Here is an 18,169-nt window from a genome sequence, read left to right as displayed (position 1 = left end):
CTGCCGCTCAGCAAATTCCCGGTTTTTCCCACGAGGCGGTGACAAAAAATTTTTATCGCTAATTTTTGCCAATCAACCGTTGCGTTATTCATAACCAACCAATGAGATCTTGCTCACAATTCAGCCATTTCAGTCCCTGCACCACCGCTAACAGTTCTGGCACTGAGACAGTGCAATCAGCTTATCGATCGGTCGTTTTGCGACGGCATTATCCTAAAAAAGCCTCTTTTTTAATCAGTTCAACGGTTCTGGCAGGAGATTTGCAGCTTCATTAACGAGCCTCACCCACATACATTTTTAAGGAGAGAAAGATGTTGAGTCTGCGTGCAGTCAATCAGTTTTACGGAAACCAACATACGCTATGGAATGTCGATTTGGATTTACCGCAGGGCTTATGCACAGGGGTGATTGGCCTGCCCGGCATGGGAAAAACCACCCTCATCAACTGCATCACCGGCGCGTTACCGGTGCAGAGCGGAACCATCGTCTGGCACGAAGCCGGTGCCCCGCCCTGTGATTTACTGCGTCAGGCACCGGATCAACGCGCGCTGCCGGGGATTGGCTACGTGCCACAGGACCGACGGATTTTTTCGCAACTGACCATTGAGGAAAACTTGCACATCGCCATGCGGGCGACAGGGGCAACGGACACGCGTGCAAAAAGCGATGTCTATGACCTGTTCCCGCAGCTGTGGGCGCTGCGACAAATTCGGGCGAACGGGCTCTCCCCGGACGATCAGTATCAGCTGGCGCTGGCTAACGCGCTGGTCAACCGACCGCGGGTATTGATTCTGGATGAGCCACTGCAGGGCGCAGGGTACAGCTTTGCTCAGAAGCTGGGCCATCTGCTGGCGAGGCTTAATCGTGAGCTGGGGATGACGGTGTTATTAGCCGAGCAGCAGCTGTCGTTTATCCGTCGGGTAGCGGATCGTTTCTGTATGCTGTATCGCGGGCGTAACGTGGCCCAGGGCCACGTTACCGAGCTGGATGACGAGCTTATTGCCCACTGGATGTCGCGGGAAGCAAGGCACTGAGGTCGAGGTAATGTCCGGTGTCGGCGTGCTCAGCACCGTCCGCAAGCCATGGGATCTCCCCAAGGAACGGCGCGGGAAGCACTCGCCTGAGCGTGGCCAGATACTCCTGGTGACGCTTACCGGGTGCGACCACTTCGTTGGCTATCCAGCCCGCCAGACGCAGCCCAGCCTGCTGAACGGCCTGTGCCGTTAACATGGCGTGGTTGATACAGCCGAGCTTCACCCCGACCACGAGGATCACCGGAAGCTGCTCGCGCTGGACCCAGTCCGCAAACGTCAGTTCGTCCGACAGCGGCGTAAACCAGCCCCCTGCGCCTTCCACCAGCACCCAGTCAGCCTGGCGCTCCAGTGCGCGCAGGCCGTCCGAGAGCACGGAAAACGCGATGGGGCGGCATTCGTCGGCGCTGATAATGTGCGGCGACGTCGGCTCGGCAAAGGTATAAGGATTCACCGCCGCATAGTCCAGCGGCAGCGTGCTGTTACGCTGCAGCGCCAGCGCGTCGGTATTGCGTAACCCCTGTGCCGTCATCTCACTTCCGGAGGCGACGGGCTTGTACCCGGCGGTGGTTTTGCCCTGCAGACGAGCCGCCTTCAACAGTGCGGAACTGGCCACCGTTTTACCCACTTCGGTATCCGTTCCGGTGACAAAATAACGTTCAGTCACGTTCGATAATCCCATGAAAGAGTTGATAAGAGAGCGGGAAAGTGCCCCGCCGCTGCGGCCAGGCCAGCTCCAGACGCTGCAACTGCCCGCGCGTGAGCGGTTTTCTCTCGCGCCCGTCATGCAGATGCGTAGCGCCAATGCCCTTCAGCGAGCGCATGGCGCTGAACGCATCGCTAAAGTTCAGCGTGATGGTCTGCACCTGGCTGCGAAAGCGCCAGCCCGTCAGCGCGTCCGTCACCTGTTCATACGCTAAAAAGCGGTTGGCGTGCGGCTGTTCGTCTACCGCTTTCCACGCCAGATTCAGCTCGGGCAGCGAGCTTTCCAGCAGGGTGGTAAAGGCCACCTTTCCGCCCGGACGCGCCACGCGATACAGCTCGTTTAACGCCTGCGAAAGGCTACTGCACCACTGTACCGCCAGGTGACTCCACACCAGATCGAACTGCGCATCCGGCAGCGGAAGCGACTCAATATCGCCAGTCAGATAGCGGTCAGCCGCCTGTTGCTGTCGCGCCTCGTCCAGCATCTGCTCAGAGAGATCGAGTGCGGTGACGTGGCTTCCGGCGTCGCGCCAGTAGCGGCTGTTGCCGCCGGGGCCGCATCCGGCATCCAGTACGTACGGGAAACGACGCGCACCGAGTAGCTCAAGCAGCCCCTGAGCGCTCTGACGCTGAAGCTCATCATGCTGCGAATAACTGCGTGCAGCCCGGCCAAACGCCGCCGCAATGGCCTGTTTATTGACTGGCGACATGGAGAGCCTCCAGCAGCGCATCGATATCTTCTGCTTTGTGCGCCGCCGTCAGCGTCAAACGCAGACGCGCCGTACCCGGCGGCACGGTGGGCGGACGGATGGCCGTGACCCACATTCCCCGTTCGCGCAGCGTCTGTGCCAGCGCGAGCGCACGGTTGTTTTCCCCCACGATAACGGGCTGGATGGCGCTCTGCGAATCGGTGCTTTGGAAAGGAAGCCGATCCAGACCCTGACGGAAACGCTGAATATGTTCTGCCAGACGCGCGCGCCGTTCAGCCCCCTCTTCACCGCGGATCACCTCCAGCGAGGCAGAGAGCGCCACCGCCTGCGCAGGCGGCATACTGGTGCTGTAAATCAGATGTCGGGCGAACTGCAGCAGATAATCGGCGACGGACTCGCTGCACAGCACGGCGGCCCCGCTCACGCCAACGCCTTTGCCAAAGGTGACGATCAGCAGTTCCGGCTTCACGCCCTGCTGACTGGCGCTACCGCGACCGTCCTCACCCATCACGCCAATACCGTGGGCATCATCCACCAGCAGCCAGGCGTTTTGCTGTTTCGCAACGTCAGACAGCGCACGAAGCGGCGCGCTGTCGCCATCCATGCTAAAGACCCCTTCCGTCACCACCAGCTGTTGTCCGGCACAGGGTTTATCCAGCAGCGTGGCGAGCGAAAGCGCATCGTTGTGGGCAAAGCGCCGCAGCTGTGCCGGGCTGAGACTCGCCGCCTCCAGCAAAGAGGCGTGGCTTAAGCGGTCCGCGGTGATACGATCGTCCTTGCCCATCAGCGCGGCAATCACCGCCTGATTGGCGGCAAAGCCGGAGATGAACAGCAGCGCGCGCGGATAGCCCAGCCAGTCGGCAAGCGTCTCTTCCAGCGCCTGATGCGCTGTCGTATAGCCGCTGACGTGCCCCGAACCGCCGCTGCCCACGCCGTAGTGTTCCGCCCCCTGCTGCCAGGCGCGAACAATCGCCGGATGCTGGCTCAGGCCGAGATAATCATTGCTGGAAAAATTACAGTACTGCCGCCGGGCGTGGGTCAGAAAACGGCCTGCACCGTTTTCCACTACCCTGCGAACGCGAAAAGCATCCCTCGCCCGGCGCTCTTCCAGCGCGGATTGAATACGAGCCTGCCAGGTCATACGGATGCCGCGTTGTAGAACTGTTCGGTATCGGCGTTGAAAATCTGCTGCTCCAGCTGCTGCTGTTGCTCGTTATCTCCCGCCAGCACCTCGGTCTGATGCGGGTTCAGCCCCAGCTTTCGGAACAGCTGGACGTCTTTGTCCTCTTCCGGGTTCGGCGTGGTCAGCAGCTTGCAGCCGTAGAAGATGGAGTTAGCGCCAGCCATAAAGCACATCGCCTGCGTCTGCTCGTTCATCTGTTCGCGACCGGCAGAAAGGCGGACGTATGAGGTTGGCATCATGATGCGCGCGACCGCGATGGTGCGGATAAAATCAAACGCATCGACATCCTCGTTATCCGCCAGTGGCGTGCCTTTGACCTTCACCAGCATGTTGATTGGCACGCTTTCCGGCGGGGTCGGCAGGTTCGCCAGTTGCAGCAGCAGACCGGCGCGATCTTTCACCGTTTCACCCAGCCCCACAATCCCGCCCGAGCACACTTTGATGCCCGCTTCGCGCACTTTGTCCAGCGTATCCAGACGCTCCTGATAGGTACGGGTGGTGATGATGTTGCCGTAAAACTCTGGCGAGGTGTCGAGGTTGTGGTTGTAATAATCCAGCCCTGCAGCAGACAGGCGCTGCGCCTGCTCTTCGTTCAGCGTGCCGAGGGTCATACAGGCTTCCAGCCCCATCTCTTTGACCCCTTTCACCATTTGCTCCAGATACGGCATGTCACGATCGTGTGGGTTTTTCCATGCCGCCCCCATGCAGAAACGGGTAGAGCCCGCGTTTTTCGCCTTACGCGCGGAGTCGAGCACCTGCTCCACTTCCATCAGACGTTCGGATTCCAGCCCGGTTTTATAGCGCGCGCTCTGCGGGCAATATTTGCAATCTTCCGGGCAGGCACCGGTCTTGATCGACAGCAGCGTACTGACCTGAACATGGCGCGGATCGAAGTGCTGACGATGCACCTGTTGGGCTTCGAACATCAGCTCCAGGAAAGGTTTATTGAATAATTCAGTGACTTGCGACATCGTCCAGCGTGCGTGGTGAGCCATGGGGCTTCTCCAAAGGGTTTTGTTAATTTTCGGTTCGGTTTATACTCGTAAACCTAAAACTTTTCAAAATGGTTTACAAGTCGATTATGACCCAGGACGATCTCGCCTTCGACCAGCAGCATATCTGGCACCCTTACACCTCCATGACCCGCCCGCTTCCGGTCTACCCGGTGGCCTCGGCCCACGGCTGCGAACTACACCTTGCCAGCGGCGAGCCGCTTGTTGACGGTATGTCATCCTGGTGGGCGGCCATTCACGGGTACAACCACCCGCGTCTGAATGCCGCGATGAAAGCGCAGATTGAGCAGATGTCGCACGTGATGTTTGGCGGCATTACCCATCAGCCGGCGGTTGATCTCTGCCGTCGTCTGGTGGCGATGACGCCCGATGCGCTGGAGTGCGTGTTCCTTGCCGACTCCGGCTCGGTGGCGGTGGAAGTGGCGATGAAAATGGCGCTGCAGTACTGGCATGCCAGGGGGGAATCCCGTCAGCGATTCCTGACCTTCCGCAACGGCTACCACGGCGATACCTTTGGCGCGATGTCGGTGTGCGATCCGGATAACTCCATGCACAGCCTGTGGAAGGGGTACCTGCCGGAAAACCTGTTTGCCCCGGCCCCGCAGAGCCGTTTCGACGGCGAGTGGAATGAAATGGACATGGTCGGCTTTGCGCGGCTGATGGCTGCCCACCGCCATGAGATTGCCGCCGTGATCCTCGAACCGATTGTTCAGGGTGCTGGTGGGATGCGCATGTACCATCCCGAGTGGTTAAAACGCATTCGTAAAATGTGTGACCGCGAGGGCATCCTGCTGATTGCCGATGAGATCGCCACCGGATTTGGCCGCACGGGTAAGCTGTTTGCCTGCGAACATGCGGATATCACACCGGATATCCTGTGCCTGGGGAAAGCGCTGACCGGCGGCACCATGACGCTCTCCGCCACCCTCACTACCCGTCAGGTGGCCGACACCATCAGCGACGGCGAAGCGGGCTGCTTTATGCATGGCCCGACCTTTATGGGCAATCCGCTGGCCTGCGCGGTGGCAAACGAAAGTCTCGCGATCCTGCAAAACGGCGAGTGGCAAACGCAGGTTGCGGCGATTGAGGCGCAGCTGAAAGAAGAGCTCAGTGCCGCCTCGGGGGCGAACTTCGTGGCGGACGTACGCGTGCTGGGTGCCATCGGCGTGATTGAGACCACCCATCCGGTGAATATGGCGGCATTGCAGCGCTTCTTTGTAGAGCGGGGTGTCTGGGTGCGGCCTTTCGGCAAACTTATCTACCTGATGCCACCGTATATCATCACGGCTGAACAGCTACGCACGTTAACCGCCGCGGTGGTAGAAGCCGTTAACATTCCGGCGCATTTCACGATTTGACCCTATGCGTTACACTTCCTGAACGAGTGAATAACGAGGGCAAACCGTATGAAAATCATCAGTAAAGATCTGCGCGACGGCGAAAAACTGCCTGAACGCCACGTCTTCAACGGGATGGGGTATCAGGGAGATAATATCTCTCCGCACCTGGCATGGGACGATGTGCCGGCGGGCACCAAAAGCTTTGTGGTCACCTGCTACGACCCGGATGCGCCAACCGGCTCCGGCTGGTGGCACTGGGTTGTGGCCAACCTGCCCGCCGATACGCGCGTTCTGCCGCAGGGTTCCGGCTCCGACCTGGTCGCCCTGCCGGAAGGCGCCATTCAGACGCGCACCGATTTTGGGAAAGCCGGTTACGGTGGCGCGGCGCCGCCAAAAGGAGAAACGCACCGCTATATCTTCACGGTTCACGCGCTGGATGTAGAGAAGATTGAGGTCGACGAAGGGGCGAGCGGCGCGATGGTAGGGTTTAACGTGCATTTCCATTCGCTGGAGAGCGCGTCGATTACGGCGATGTATTCGTAAAAAAAAGCCGGGTGGCGGCTACGCCTTACCCGGCCTACATTTCGGATTCGTAGGCCCGGTAAGCGCAGCGCCACCGGGCAAAAAAATCACAGCACCGAAGGCAGCAACCCCACCAGACGCCCCTCTTCCAGAAGCTGCATCGCCTTATCAATATCCGGCGCAAAGAAGCGGTCATCATCGTAATGCGATACGTGCTCACGCAGCGCATGACGTGCCTGCTCCAGCAGTGGGCTGGACTTCAGCCCTTCACGCAGATCGATCCCCTGACACGCCGCCAGCCATTCCACTGCCAGCACGCCACGGGTATTGGCGGCCATTTCCCACAGACGACGTCCGGCTGCCGGAGCCATTGAGACGTGATCTTCCTGGTTGGCAGAGGTTGGCAGGCTGTCCACGCTGTGCGGATGCGACAGCGCTTTGTTTTCGCTCGCCAGCGCTGCGGCCGTCACCTGGGCAATCATAAAGCCTGAATTCACCCCGCCGTTGCGCACCAGGAACGGTGGCAGCTGGGACATATGCTTATCCATCATCAGCGCAATTCGCCGCTCGGACAAGGCGCCCACTTCGGCAATCGTCAGCGCGATATTATCCGCCGCCATCGCCACGGGCTCGGCGTGGAAGTTACCACCGGAGACCACCTCGTTTTCCTGGGCGAACACCAGCGGGTTATCGGACACCGCATTGGCTTCCACCAGCAGCACTTCTGCGGCCTGGCGCAGCTGCGTCAGACACGCGCCCATCACCTGCGGCTGACAGCGCAGCGAGTACGGATCCTGTACCTTGTCACAGTTATGGTGCGAATCAGCAATCTCACTGGTCTCCGTCAGCAGATGGCGATACATTGCGGCAGCGTCAATTTGCCCGCGCTGGCCACGTACGTCATGAATACGCGCGTCAAACGGACGACGCGAGCCCAGCACCGCCTCCGTGGTCAGCGCACCGCACACCACGGCCGAGGCGAATAGATCTTCGGCTTCAAACAGACCGCGCAGCGCAAAGGCCGTGGAGGCCTGCGTGCCGTTAAGCAGCGCCAGCCCCTCTTTTGCCGCAAGGGTGATTGGCGCTAATCCGGCCTTTTTCAGCGCCTCTTTTGCCGGGAGCCACTCTCCCTGCCAGCGCGCCTGGCCCTCCCCCAACAACAGCAGCGACATATGCGCCAGCGGGGCGAGATCGCCGGAGGCGCCAACGGAGCCTTTGGCGGGGATCCACGGATAGACTTCCGCGTTCACCAGCGCTATCAGGGCCTGGATCACGCTCAGACGAATGCCGGAAAAGCCGCGCGCCAGACTGTTAATTTTGAGCACCATCATCAGACGGACAATCTCGTCGTCCAGCGGCTGGCCAACGCCTGCGGCATGGGAAAGCACAAGCGAACGCTGGAGATTTTCCAGATCGTGCGTGGCAATTCGCGTCTGCGCCAGCAGACCAAAACCGGTGTTGATACCGTAGGCGGTACGCCCTTCGGCAATAATGGCTTCAACGCAGGCCACGCTGTCGTTAATGGCGGCATGGGCGCTTTCATCCAGCGAGAGCGTGACCGGCTGACGCCAGACGTGACGCAGCTGTTTGAGCGTGAGCGAGCCGGGAGTGAGTGTTAACGCGTTCATTCATGCTTTCCTTGTGTGGCAGGGATCATCGGCAGGTTAAGTCCCTGCTCTGTGGCACATTCAATAGCAATCTCGTAACCCGCATCTGCGTGACGCATCACGCCGGTTGCCGGGTCGTTGTGCAGCACGCGTGCGATACGCGCGGCGGCTTCATCCGTTCCGTCACAGACGATAACCATCCCGGAATGCTGGGAGAAGCCCATCCCCACGCCGCCACCGTGGTGCAGCGATACCCAGGTCGCGCCGCTGGCGGTGTTGAGTAAGGCATTCAGCAGCGGCCAGTCGGAGACCGCGTCTGAGCCGTCGCGCATGGCTTCGGTTTCACGGTTCGGGCTGGCGACGGAGCCAGAATCCAGATGGTCGCGACCAATCACAATCGGGGCAGACACTTCGCCGCTGCGCACCATTTCGTTAAAAGCCAGACCCAGCTTTTGCCGCCACGCCAGCCCAACCCAGCAGATACGCGCCGGCAAGCCCTGGAAGTTAATGCGCTCGCGGGCCATATCCAGCCAGTGGTGCAGGTGTTCATCGTCCGCGACAATTTCCTTCACTTTGGCATCGGTTTTGTAGATATCTTCCGGGTCGCCGGACAGGGCCACCCAGCGGAACGGACCGATACCGCGACAGAACAACGGACGAATATAGGCTGGGACAAATCCCGGAAAATCAAAGGCGTTGCTGACGCCCATCTCTTTTGCCATCTGGCGGATGTTGTTGCCGTAATCGAAGGTCGGAATGCCCATCTCGCTGAACGCCAGCATGGCGGAGACGTGTTCTGCCATCGAACGCTTAGCGGCCAGTACCGTGCCTTCAGGATCGGTTTCGGCTTTTTGCTGGTAGGCTTCCCACGTCCAGCCTTTTGGCAGATAGCCGTGCAGCGGATCGTGGGCGCTGGTCTGGTCGGTGACGAGGTCAGGGCGAACGCCACGGGCCACGAGTTCCGGCAGGATCTCTGCCGCGTTGCCGCACAACGCTATCGATACCGCTTTACCTTCCGCGGTGTATTTTTTGATACGCGCCAGCGCGTCATCGAGGCTGTCGGCCTGTTCGTCAACATAGCGGGTACGCAGACGGAAATCGATGCGGCTCTGCTGGCACTCAATGTTCAGCGAGCAGGCGCCAGCCAGCGTCGCGGCCAGCGGCTGTGCACCGCCCATGCCACCCAGACCCGCGGTCAGTACCCAGCGGCCTTTCAGCGAGCCGTTGTAGTGCTGACGACCGGCTTCGACGAAGGTTTCATAGGTGCCCTGCACAATCCCCTGGCTACCAATGTAGATCCAGCTACCCGCGGTCATCTGGCCATACATCGCCAGCCCTTTGGCATCCAGTTCGTTAAAGTGTTCCCAGGTCGCCCAGTGTGGGACCAGGTTAGAGTTGGCAATCAAAACGCGCGGCGCGTTTTTGTGGGTTTTAAACACGCCGACCGGCTTGCCGGATTGCACCAGCAGGGTTTCGTCGTGTTCCAGTTCGGTCAGGGCCTTAACAATGGCGTCATAGCATTCCCAGTTGCGCGCGGCGCGGCCAATGCCGCCGTACACCACCAGCTCGTGGGGGTTTTCCGCAACCTCAGGATCAAGGTTGTTCATCAACATGCGCAGTGGTGCTTCGGTGAGCCAGCTTTTAGCGGTAAGGGTGGTGCCGCGCGCGGCGCGGACATCCTGCTGACGGTATTTACCTGACGACATTGTGTGCTCCTCATACGGGACAGATGATGCATTTAGATATACTTGTATAGACAAGCACACACAAGGTCAGATTTAACAAAAAAGATACAATTTTGTTATATTGCGTTAGCTATCACGCTTTTAAAACTTATGACATAAAGTGGCCCTGCAACCGATAGCGGCTACCGGGGAATAGCAGTCTTGCATGCGACACAATCTGCGCGGATGACCAGGTGCGGCGGCGGATCAGCAGGCAGGGATCGTGCTCTTTGATACGCAGCAGCTCGCACTCCTGCGGCGTCGCGCGCACCGCTTCCACAATGTGCTCCCCTTCCGTCAGCGGTGCGACAAGCGAGAGAAAGGCATGCGGCGTGGTTTGAGTGTAATCCTGGTCCAGATAGTCCGGTATCCGTTCGGCGTTTACGCAGCGATCCTCAATCTGCACCGGCACGTCATTTTCGAAATGTACCATTACGGAATGGAAGATCCGGGTTCCCTCCTTGACGTTCAGTACCGCAGCCTGCTCGGCGCTGGCCTGCGTCTCTTCAAGCACCAGCACTTCGCAGTGGTGCTGATGGTTTCGCGACGCTATCTCGTCCGCAATGCTGCGGATTTCAAACAGCGCCGATTGTCCTTTCGGCTCCGCCACAAACGTCCCGACCCCCTGCAGACGCACCAGCAGGCCTTCGTCGGTTAGCTCGCGTAACGCCCGGTTGATGGTCATCCGGCTAAAACCAAACTGCGCCACCAGATCGGCTTCAGAGGGAATGCGGTCATGCGGCCGCCAGACGCCAGTGGCGATTTTTTCGCTGATCGTCTGCTTCACCTTTTCGTAGAAAGGCGCGGGAGAGCCGGACGGCGGCTGAGGTGAGCGTGAGAACATCGTGACTCCTTAAATATTGTTATGCCCACCAGTGAGCAATTTGCCAGGCCAGACGGGCGGCAAGCTTCGCCCCCTGTCCGTCCCGATCGTAGTGAGGGTTAAATTCTACCAGATCGGCGGCCTGCAGTTTTCCGCTACGGCAAATGCGCTCGATCGCGGGCAGGAGATCCCGCGCAGGCACGCCTAACGCCGCGGGGGCTGACACGGCGGGCATCTCGGCTGCGGGCAGAACGTCCAGATCAATGGTGAGGTAAACACGATCGGCCTGCGCCAGCACCTGTTCCAGGGCTGATAGCGCATCCAGGTGGAAATGCAGATCGTCCACCAGCGTGGCGTTAAGCCGTTCAGCCTCGTCAAACAGCGCCTGGGTGTTCGCCGCGCGGCTGACGCCAAAACAGGCGTACTGAAATTCCCGCGCGTGGTCAGCACAGTAGTTCGCCAGCTGACGAAACGGGGTGCCGGAGGTGGCCCGTTCGGCCTTGCGCAAATCAAGATGCGCATCCAGGTTGATGACCGCCACGCGCTCATTCGGGAACGCCTCAAGAATACCACGGCCGTGGGCCCAGGCGGTCTCGTGTCCGCCGCCCAACACCAGCGTACGCATGCCAGCCTGCTGACAGGTGACCACGGCATCGCTCAGTGCCTGTTGGCCCTCTTCCAGTTGGTCATCCTCAACGTAAACCGACCCCATGTCCACCAGCCGTTCGTGGCCGGAATGCGTTGCCATGTTCGCCAGCGCCTTACGCAGCACGTCGGGAGCCTGCGCCGCACCCTGCCTGCCCTGATTACGCCTTACTCCTTCATCACAGGCAAAGCCTATCAGCGCAATCGCGGATGAAACCGGGGTAAATTGAGACGGCTGGCGTATGGTCTGAAAAATACGTTTTGCGTTGCTGGCCTCGGCGCTGTCGTCGCGCCCCTGCCAGACGGTCTTAGCAACGGGCTGCCAACTCATACTGCCTCCCCCCGGAAAATGCGTTGATACAGCGGATTGCGTCCCGGCTCGTAAACCATTTCTACCGGATGGTCTGCATCCCAGACGATAAAATCAGCCATAAAACCGGCCTTTAACTGCCCGTGCGTTGTTCCACGCCCCAGCGCTTGCGCGGCGTGCCGCGTGACGCCAGCCCAGGCCTCTTCAGGCGTCAGGCCAAACTGTACGCAGGCCATGTTCATGGCCAGATGAATGCTCGCGAACGGGCTGGTGCCGGGGTTGTAATCCGTGGCGACCGCCATCGGTACGCCCTGCGCCCGGAGCTGTTCAACCGGTGGACGCTGACGCTCCTGAAGAAAATAGAACGCGCCGGGCAGCAATACCGCAACCGTGCCGCTTTGCGCCATGGCCTGAACACCCTCCTCATCCAGGTATTCGATATGATCGGCAGATAACCCTTTAAATCGGCTGACCAGCGCCGCACCGCCCAGGTTAGAAAGTTGCTCCACGTGCCCTTTCACCGGAATACCACGTGCGCGGGCGGCCAGGAAAAGCCGCTCGGTTTGTGCTGGCGTGAAGCCGACGTTTTCACAAAAAACATCCACCGCTTCGAACAGGCCTTTTTGCCACAGTTCGGGCATGATCTGCTCGCACACCAGTGTGAGGTACGCGTCTGGATCGTGGCGGTATTCCGCCGGAACCGCATGTGCCGCCAGCAGGGTTGGGCTGATCTCAACCGGATTACTCAGGCTGAGCTGGCGTGCGACCTGCAGCATTTTTTCTTCAGCCGCGGCGTTAAGACCGTAGCCGGATTTGATTTCCAGGGTGGTCACCCCTTCATTCATTAACCGCTCCAGCCGCTGCTGCGCCAGTGTAAGCAAATTTTCCGGCGAACTGTCGCGGGTTGCCGAGACGGTGGCGTTAATTCCGCCCCCCTGTGCGCTGATGGTCTGGTAGGAGACACCGTTGAGACGCTGCTCCCACTCCGCCGCGCGATTGCCGCCAAACACCAAGTGGGTATGGCAGTCGATAAGACCCGGCGTGACCAGGCGTCCACCGAGATCGACGCATTTATCATGCCCGGAAGGGAGGTCTGCTTCAGGAATGACGGCCAGAAGGGTTTGACCGCGCACCACAAGGGCATGATGCGCTTGCAGGCCATAAGATTCTTCACCAGGAACCATTGTCGCCAGTCGCGCATTTCGCCATATCACATCGTCGGGATGAAGTTGCAGCATAAGCCTTTCACTTGTCATGGGTTGTATAGACATTTATTTTCATCTGCTGGCTGCTGTCAACCGCCTTTATGAAAATGTTATTTATTTGTGACGACTTTCCCGCCCCCTGCGGGCGAAAAATGCAACTTTTCCCCTTTTTATCTTCCCGTTTCGCTCAACTTAGTATAAAAAAGCAGGCTATTTCGTCTATCTCGTTTAAGACTTGCATACCCAGGAGCTTCACCTTGAACATTTCCAGGATTTCCCGTCTGGCGTTGGCACTCGCCTTTGGCGTGACATTATCCGCATGCAGTTCAACGCCACCGGATCAGCGACCTTCTGAGCAGGTCGCGCCAGGCACCGCGTCCCGTCCGATTTTGTCCGCTGATGAAGCGAAAAACTTCGATCGCGCGCACTACTTCTCCGCGCTGGATCCAAACGCTGCGCCGTGGACGCCGTCTTCGATTAACCTGCCGAAGCAGCCAAACTTTGTTGTGGGTCCGGCAGGGGCGCAGGGCGTGACGCATACCTCTATCCAGGCTGCGGTTGACGCTGCCATCACCAAACACAGCGCATCTCGCCAGTACATCGCGATCATGCCAGGTGAATATGAAGGTACCGTTTACATTCCGGCAGCACCGGGCAGCATCACCCTTTACGGTCTGGGCGAAAAAGCCATCGACGTTAAAATTGGTCTGGCGATTGATTCCGAAATGGACAGCACCACCTGGCGTCACCTGGTCAACCCGGCGGGTAAATACATGCCGGGCAAACCGGCCTGGTATATGTTTGATAACTGCCAGAGCAAGCGTGCCGCTACCATTGGCGTGATGTGTTCTGCGGTCGTCTGGTCTCAGAACAACGGTCTGCAACTGCAGAACCTGACCATTCAGAACACCCTGGGCGACAGCGTTGATGCGGGTAACCACCAGGCCGTGGCGCTGCGTAGCGATAGCGACAAAGTGCAGATCAACAACGTGAACATTCTGGGTCGTCAGAACACCTTCTTCGTGACCAACAGCGGCGTACAGAACACCCTGCAGAATAACCGTCTGACCCGTACGCTGGTGACCAACAGCTACATCGAAGGTGATGTTGATATGGTCTCCGGTCGTGGCGCGGTGGTATTTGATAACACCGATTTCCGCGTCGTAAACTCACGTACCCAGCAGGAAGGTTATGTCTTTGCACCAGCGACACAGTCAAACCTGTTCTACGGCTTCCTCGCCGTCAACAGCCGCTTCAACGCCTCCGGTGACGGCGTGGCGCAGCTGGGTCGCTCCCTGGACGTGGACTCTGCAACCAACGGTCAGGTTGTGATCCGCGACAGCGTTATCAACGAAGGTTTCAACGTGGCAAAACCATGGGCTGACGCCGCCATCTCCAAACGTCCATTCTCCGGCAATACCGGTTCCGTGGACGATAAAGGAAACGTGCAGCGCAACCTGAACGACGCTAACTTCAACCGCATGTGGGAATACAACAACCGCGGTCTGGGTAGCAAAGTGGTTGCTGAGCCGAAGCAGTAATCTGTTTTGCCGGGTGGCGGCTTCGCCTTACCCGGTCTGTCCGTTACTGCAGTACCACCGGGCATAAAAAAACCTCGCGTTCGCGAGGTTTTTTGTTTTAAGCCGCTCAGTGAGCGTTAACCACTACCCACATCGGACCCTGGCCTACCGCATAGCGCCCTTTCTCTTCCAGCAGGCCCTGCTCGCCTTTGATTTCGTACAGCGCGATGTGGTGAGACTTCTGCCCCGCTGCAATCAGGTATTTACCGCTGTGATCGATATTAAAGCCACGCGGCTGCGTTTCCGTCGGCTGGAAGCCTTCTACTGCCAGCACGCTGCCGTCTTCCGAGACGCTAAAGATGGTGATCAGGCTGGAAGTACGGTCACAGGCGTAGAGATGGCGACCATCCGGCGTAATGTGAATATCCGCCGCCCAGCGGGTATCCGAGAAGTCAGACGGCATCATATCCAGCGTCTGCACACACTCAATCTGCCCGTTAGGGTCTTTCAGTTCCCAGACGTCCACTGAGCTGTTCAGCTCGTTGACCACGTAGGCGTACTGCTGGTTTGGATGGAAGACCATATGACGCGGGCCTGCTCCCTCTACGGTGGTCACTTCAGCCGGATTCTGCGCCACCAGGTGACCATCGTCGCTCAGGGTAAACAGGCAGATACGATCCTGCTTCAGCGCCGGTACCCACAGCGTGCGGTTGTCCGGGGAGATATTCGCCGAGTGGCAACCTTCCAGCCCTTCCACCACATCCACGGTTTCGACCGGAATGCCCTCTTCCAGACGCGTCACGCTGACACAGCCCGCATTATAGGAGCCGCTGAAAACAAAGTTGCCCTGGCGATCGGTTGAGATGTGGGTTGGGCTACCTGGCAATGGCGCTTCCGCAGTGTAAGTCAGCGCGCCGTCATCCGGAGAGATGCGGTAGGCCAGCACGCGAAACTCCGGGCGCACACCCACGTACAAGAAACGTTTATCCGGGCTGATCGCCATTGGTTGTACCTGACCAGGCACATCAACAACCTGCACCAGCGTGAGGGTCCCCTCGGCATTTAAACGCCAGACGTGGATCTGCTGGCTTTCAGGACTGGCGGTATAAACGGTTTGTTTCATGAATATTCACTCCTCACTGCGCATGAAAGTAGTTAACTTTTGACGGTGAATGCTGAATTGTCGACGGGAATTTTGACGCGTTCGCCTCTCGGTGTACCATCCCATCAGATCGTAAATTCAATATTAACCCGGAAAAACAAATGACCTCGCGTGTGATTGCTCTGGATTTAGACGGTACCTTACTGACGCCGCAAAAAACCCTTCTCCCCTCCTCCCTTCAAGCGCTTAAACGCGCACAGGAAGTGGGATATCAACTCCTTATCGTAACGGGTCGACATCACGTTGCCATTCACCCTTTTTATCAGGCACTGGCGTTAGATACACCTGCAATTTGTTGTAATGGCACTTATTTGAGTGTGTGATGCTTATTACAACATTTTCACCCATCCAGAGCAATACGCCAGTATCCAACGCTGTTCCAGTGCTCAACAAGACTCTTCACCTTGTTTCGTCGTAGCCGCAAAGCGGTGTACTATCGGAAAAACTACATACCAATCAGGTGAATCACTACATGGACTATCAGGTAATCGCCCTTGATCTGGACGGCACTTTATTGACGCCAGAAAAAACTATTTTATCAGCCTCATTAACTGCCCTAAAGAATGCCCGTAAATCAGGGGCAAAGGTTGTCATAGTTACCGGACGGCACTTTGTAGCCATCCATCCTTTTTATCAGGCATTAGCACTGAATACACCAGCTATATGTTGTAACGGTGCTTTATTGTACGATTACGCCGAAAAAAGAGTTATTGCCTCAGACCCATTACGACCAGAACAAGCTACTCAATTAGTAAACCTACTTGATAGTTACAATGTTCATAGTCTGATGTATGCCGATGATGCCATGTTTTATCAAAATCCAACGGGGCATATTATCCGTACAGAAAATTGGGCTAAATCTCTTCCAGAGTCGCAACGTCCAGTATTCAAACAAGTCCCCTCTCTTAGTAAAGCATCGCAAGATGTTGATGCTATATGGAAATTCGCCCTTACTGATTCTGATACTGAAAAACTACATCGCTTTGGTCAGATAGTAGAGCGTGAGCTTGGCCTTGCTTGTGAATGGTCTTGGCACGATCAAGTGGACATAGCACAAGCCGGAAACAGTAAAGGTAAACGCTTGGCACAATGGGTAGAATCGCAAGGCTTATCTATGAGCCAGGTTATGGCCTTTGGTGATAATTTCAACGATCTAAGTATGTTGGAGACTGCTGGCCTGGGTGTTGCTATGGGTAACGCTGTTGATGAAGTGAAAGCGTGTGCTGATTTAGTAATAGGTAACAATACGGAAACTGGAATTGCTGATGTAGTAAACCAGTACTTCGAAATCGTTAGGGAAGAAGTGATTTAGTGACTTAGACGAGAGAATATAACCATGACAGAAGAACAATTTGAACGGGATTACCCAAGAGATCAGTACAACTACGTCCGAACCAATTTCAGGAAAAGAGGTTCTCTTGGACAAACTGAAATAGAGTCATTTGATATAGTTTCTATCGCCACTGGTGAAACCGTTCTACAGGCTACACGTACTGAACATACGAATCTGAGAGGATTGGACACTACTGTAGATTGGGATTGGTAATGATGGAATATTTCTTAGATGAAAGTGGTAACACAGGTGATTTGATTAATAAAAAAAATGACATGGGATTTGCTAATCAGCCCCTTTTCACTCATTCATGCGTGGGAGTAGCAGAAGGGAAAATTAGTAGAATGAAAGGTTTTGTACGTGCCTTGAAGAAAAGACACGGCATAGATGAATCAATTGAACTGAAATCCCAAGATTATTATATTAAAAATCCAGAACTAGTATACGAATTAGTTGATTTCGTAATTGATGAAAAATACACTTTAGTATGTGAAGTAATGGATAAAAAGTGTAACGTAGCAGTTTCTATAGTAAATCAACTTATAGTACCTGCAATGGAGAATGAAGACAGCAATGAATTGCTGTTAGTAAGAAATATATTGGTAGACATAATAAGTACATTTGCACCAGAAATTTGTTTCACTACATTCTCTGAGTTATGTAAAGACCCATCCGAAGAAAAGTTGAACATATGTATTGAGAGCCTGAAAGAATTCTTTTCTAGTGAAAGTAATCCACTAGATGATAATGGCGGCACATGCAGAATGTTCGATAAAACTTTACAAGAATTTGAATACAGAAAAAGTAGATACTCAGCAGATGTAGCTATTAAATGGTTTGTACCTATTCCAGATTTAGATAGTAATGGAAATGTTATAAAACTACTGCCTAACGTACATAGTTTCTATAACCAGATTGCTCGCCTCAATAAAATTCATAAAAGAAAACTATCCGAGATCGTATTAACACATGATACCTCTAGCGAATTTGCTAGCACATTAGACTTTTGTATCTCTGAGATAAAAACAGTCAATGTAGATATTATGCCAAAAATCCCTACATGTGATTTCAAAGTTATTGAAACCCCAAAATTGATATTCAAAGATTCTAAAGATAGTACTGGTATACAAATAGCAGATATTATAGCTGGATTTTTGAATAGATATGTACATGGATTACTGTACAAAGGAATAAAAATGGATACTATATATCACGCGACATTTGATAGAATTATAACACCAATGACCTGCTCCCCGTTGATTAGTACACCCCGATGTTAGTAATGTCTTCATAAGCCACATGAGGACATCCCCATGAAGAAGCGTTTTTCCGACGA

The 18,169-nt window shown here is 56.1% G+C and carries 16 protein-coding genes and 1 pseudogene; 7 read left to right on the top strand and 10 right to left on the bottom strand.

The window, feature by feature from the left end:
- Positions 1-311 precede the first annotated feature (311 nt).
- Positions 312-1,034, top strand: a complete 723-nt coding sequence (locus tag ACOTZF_RS20550) for an ABC transporter ATP-binding protein (protein ID WP_023622020.1) — start codon at positions 312-314, stop codon at positions 1,032-1,034.
- Here ACOTZF_RS20550 and bioD read toward each other — a convergent pair.
- Genes bioD through bioB form a run of 4 tightly spaced genes read right to left on the bottom strand, consistent with a single transcriptional unit; the run spans position 997 to position 4,624 of the window.
- Positions 997-1,698, bottom strand: a complete 702-nt coding sequence (bioD, locus tag ACOTZF_RS20545; RefSeq protein WP_206738706.1) for a dethiobiotin synthase — start codon at positions 1,696-1,698, stop codon at positions 997-999. The genes ACOTZF_RS20550 and bioD overlap by 38 nt on opposite strands.
- Entirely contained in the window at positions 1,691-2,446 is a 756-nt protein-coding gene (bioC, locus tag ACOTZF_RS20540; protein ID WP_129251503.1) for a malonyl-ACP O-methyltransferase BioC, read from the bottom strand. Before bioC ends, bioD begins: the two co-directional genes overlap by 8 nt.
- Positions 2,430-3,587: an 8-amino-7-oxononanoate synthase gene (bioF, locus tag ACOTZF_RS20535; protein ID WP_129251504.1), complete on the bottom strand. Its 1,158-nt coding sequence runs from the start codon at positions 3,585-3,587 to the stop codon at positions 2,430-2,432. Before bioF ends, bioC begins: the two co-directional genes overlap by 17 nt.
- Positions 3,584-4,624, bottom strand: a complete 1,041-nt coding sequence (bioB, locus tag ACOTZF_RS20530; protein ID WP_014831141.1) for a biotin synthase BioB — start codon at positions 4,622-4,624, stop codon at positions 3,584-3,586. The genes bioF and bioB overlap by 4 nt, the downstream gene beginning before the upstream one ends.
- A gap of 68 nt (positions 4,625-4,692) precedes the next feature.
- On the opposite strand from bioB, the gene bioA reads away from it, so the two are divergent.
- Both bioA and ACOTZF_RS20520 read left to right on the top strand, forming a co-directional pair.
- Complete coding sequence (bioA, locus tag ACOTZF_RS20525) at positions 4,693-6,000, top strand: adenosylmethionine--8-amino-7-oxononanoate transaminase (RefSeq protein ID WP_047024379.1); 1,308 nt, start codon at positions 4,693-4,695, stop codon at positions 5,998-6,000.
- A gap of 48 nt (positions 6,001-6,048) precedes the next feature.
- Complete coding sequence (locus tag ACOTZF_RS20520) at positions 6,049-6,525, top strand: kinase inhibitor (protein WP_013097504.1); 477 nt, start codon at positions 6,049-6,051, stop codon at positions 6,523-6,525.
- Between the two features lie 86 nt (positions 6,526-6,611).
- Here ACOTZF_RS20520 and hutH read toward each other — a convergent pair whose 3' ends face one another.
- The 5 genes from hutH to hutI form a co-directional block, all read right to left on the bottom strand.
- The gene (hutH, locus tag ACOTZF_RS20515) at positions 6,612-8,132 is read right to left on the bottom strand and encodes a histidine ammonia-lyase (protein WP_129251505.1); all 1,521 of its coding nucleotides are present in this window, start codon (positions 8,130-8,132) and stop codon (positions 6,612-6,614) included.
- Entirely contained in the window at positions 8,129-9,817 is a 1,689-nt protein-coding gene (gene hutU, locus ACOTZF_RS20510) for a urocanate hydratase (RefSeq protein WP_013097506.1), read from the bottom strand. The genes hutH and hutU overlap by 4 nt, the downstream gene beginning before the upstream one ends.
- 127 nt (positions 9,818-9,944) lie before the next feature.
- Positions 9,945-10,679: a histidine utilization repressor gene (locus tag ACOTZF_RS20505; RefSeq protein ID WP_013097507.1), complete on the bottom strand. Its 735-nt coding sequence runs from the start codon at positions 10,677-10,679 to the stop codon at positions 9,945-9,947.
- 19 nt (positions 10,680-10,698) lie between these two features.
- A complete protein-coding gene (hutG, locus tag ACOTZF_RS20500) occupies positions 10,699-11,634 on the bottom strand; it encodes a formimidoylglutamase (RefSeq protein ID WP_029882492.1) in 936 nt (311 codons plus the stop codon).
- Positions 11,631-12,851, bottom strand: coding sequence for an imidazolonepropionase (hutI, locus tag ACOTZF_RS20495; RefSeq protein WP_057071731.1), 1,221 nt, complete (start codon positions 12,849-12,851; stop codon positions 11,631-11,633). Before hutI ends, hutG begins: the two co-directional genes overlap by 4 nt.
- 224 nt (positions 12,852-13,075) lie before the next feature.
- On the opposite strand from hutI, the gene ACOTZF_RS20490 reads away from it, so the two are divergent.
- Positions 13,076-14,359, top strand: a complete 1,284-nt coding sequence (locus tag ACOTZF_RS20490) for a putative acyl-CoA thioester hydrolase (protein ID WP_421636199.1) — start codon at positions 13,076-13,078, stop codon at positions 14,357-14,359.
- A gap of 106 nt (positions 14,360-14,465) precedes the next feature.
- Here the strand turns inward: ACOTZF_RS20490 and pgl are convergent, their stop codons facing one another.
- Positions 14,466-15,461, bottom strand: coding sequence for a 6-phosphogluconolactonase (pgl, locus tag ACOTZF_RS20485; RefSeq protein WP_013097511.1), 996 nt, complete (start codon positions 15,459-15,461; stop codon positions 14,466-14,468).
- A gap of 140 nt (positions 15,462-15,601) precedes the next feature.
- On the opposite strand from pgl, the pseudogene ACOTZF_RS20480 reads away from it, so the two are divergent.
- The 3 genes and pseudogenes from ACOTZF_RS20480 to ACOTZF_RS20470 form a co-directional block, all read left to right on the top strand.
- A pseudogene (locus tag ACOTZF_RS20480) lies at positions 15,602-15,814 on the top strand (HAD-IIB family hydrolase); the annotation flags it as partial.
- A gap of 158 nt (positions 15,815-15,972) precedes the next feature.
- Positions 15,973-16,812, top strand: coding sequence for a pyridoxal phosphatase (locus ACOTZF_RS20475; protein ID WP_129318061.1), 840 nt, complete (start codon positions 15,973-15,975; stop codon positions 16,810-16,812).
- Between the two features lie 233 nt (positions 16,813-17,045).
- The gene (locus ACOTZF_RS20470; protein WP_421636198.1) at positions 17,046-18,113 is read left to right on the top strand and encodes a DUF3800 domain-containing protein; all 1,068 of its coding nucleotides are present in this window, start codon (positions 17,046-17,048) and stop codon (positions 18,111-18,113) included.
- Positions 18,114-18,169: the final 56 nt, after the last annotated feature.

Origin of the sequence: Enterobacter cloacae complex sp. SHL021 (assembly GCF_049237765.1) — a bacterium.
Classification (GTDB): Bacteria; Pseudomonadota; Gammaproteobacteria; order Enterobacterales; family Enterobacteriaceae; genus Enterobacter; species Enterobacter cloacae.
This window is presented reverse-complemented; position numbering and strand designations above follow the sequence as displayed.

What these genes read in the sequence shown, in the direction of transcription:
- ACOTZF_RS20550 (WP_023622020.1), top strand. Translation starts at nt 312, where the DNA reads ATGTTGAGTCTGCGTGCAGTCAATCAGTTTTACGGAAACCAACATACG.
- bioC (WP_129251503.1), bottom strand. Translation starts at nt 2,446, where the DNA reads ATGTCGCCAGTCAATAAACAGGCCATTGCGGCGGCGTTTGGCCGGGCT.
- bioF (WP_129251504.1), bottom strand. Translation starts at nt 3,587, where the DNA reads ATGACCTGGCAGGCTCGTATTCAATCCGCGCTGGAAGAGCGCCGGGCG.
- bioB (WP_014831141.1), bottom strand. Translation starts at nt 4,624, where the DNA reads ATGGCTCACCACGCACGCTGGACGATGTCGCAAGTCACTGAATTATTC.
- bioA (WP_047024379.1), top strand. Translation starts at nt 4,693, where the DNA reads ATGGTTTACAAGTCGATTATGACCCAGGACGATCTCGCCTTCGACCAG.
- ACOTZF_RS20520 (WP_013097504.1), top strand. Translation starts at nt 6,049, where the DNA reads ATGAAAATCATCAGTAAAGATCTGCGCGACGGCGAAAAACTGCCTGAA.
- hutH (WP_129251505.1), bottom strand. Translation starts at nt 8,132, where the DNA reads ATGAACGCGTTAACACTCACTCCCGGCTCGCTCACGCTCAAACAGCTG.
- hutU (WP_013097506.1), bottom strand. Translation starts at nt 9,817, where the DNA reads ATGTCGTCAGGTAAATACCGTCAGCAGGATGTCCGCGCCGCGCGCGGC.
- ACOTZF_RS20505 (WP_013097507.1), bottom strand. Translation starts at nt 10,679, where the DNA reads ATGTTCTCACGCTCACCTCAGCCGCCGTCCGGCTCTCCCGCGCCTTTC.
- hutG (WP_029882492.1), bottom strand. Translation starts at nt 11,634, where the DNA reads ATGAGTTGGCAGCCCGTTGCTAAGACCGTCTGGCAGGGGCGCGACGAC.
- hutI (WP_057071731.1), bottom strand. Translation starts at nt 12,851, where the DNA reads ATGCTGCAACTTCATCCCGACGATGTGATATGGCGAAATGCGCGACTG.
- pgl (WP_013097511.1), bottom strand. Translation starts at nt 15,461, where the DNA reads ATGAAACAAACCGTTTATACCGCCAGTCCTGAAAGCCAGCAGATCCAC.
- ACOTZF_RS20475 (WP_129318061.1), top strand. Translation starts at nt 15,973, where the DNA reads ATGGACTATCAGGTAATCGCCCTTGATCTGGACGGCACTTTATTGACG.
- ACOTZF_RS20470 (WP_421636198.1), top strand. Translation starts at nt 17,046, where the DNA reads ATGATGGAATATTTCTTAGATGAAAGTGGTAACACAGGTGATTTGATT.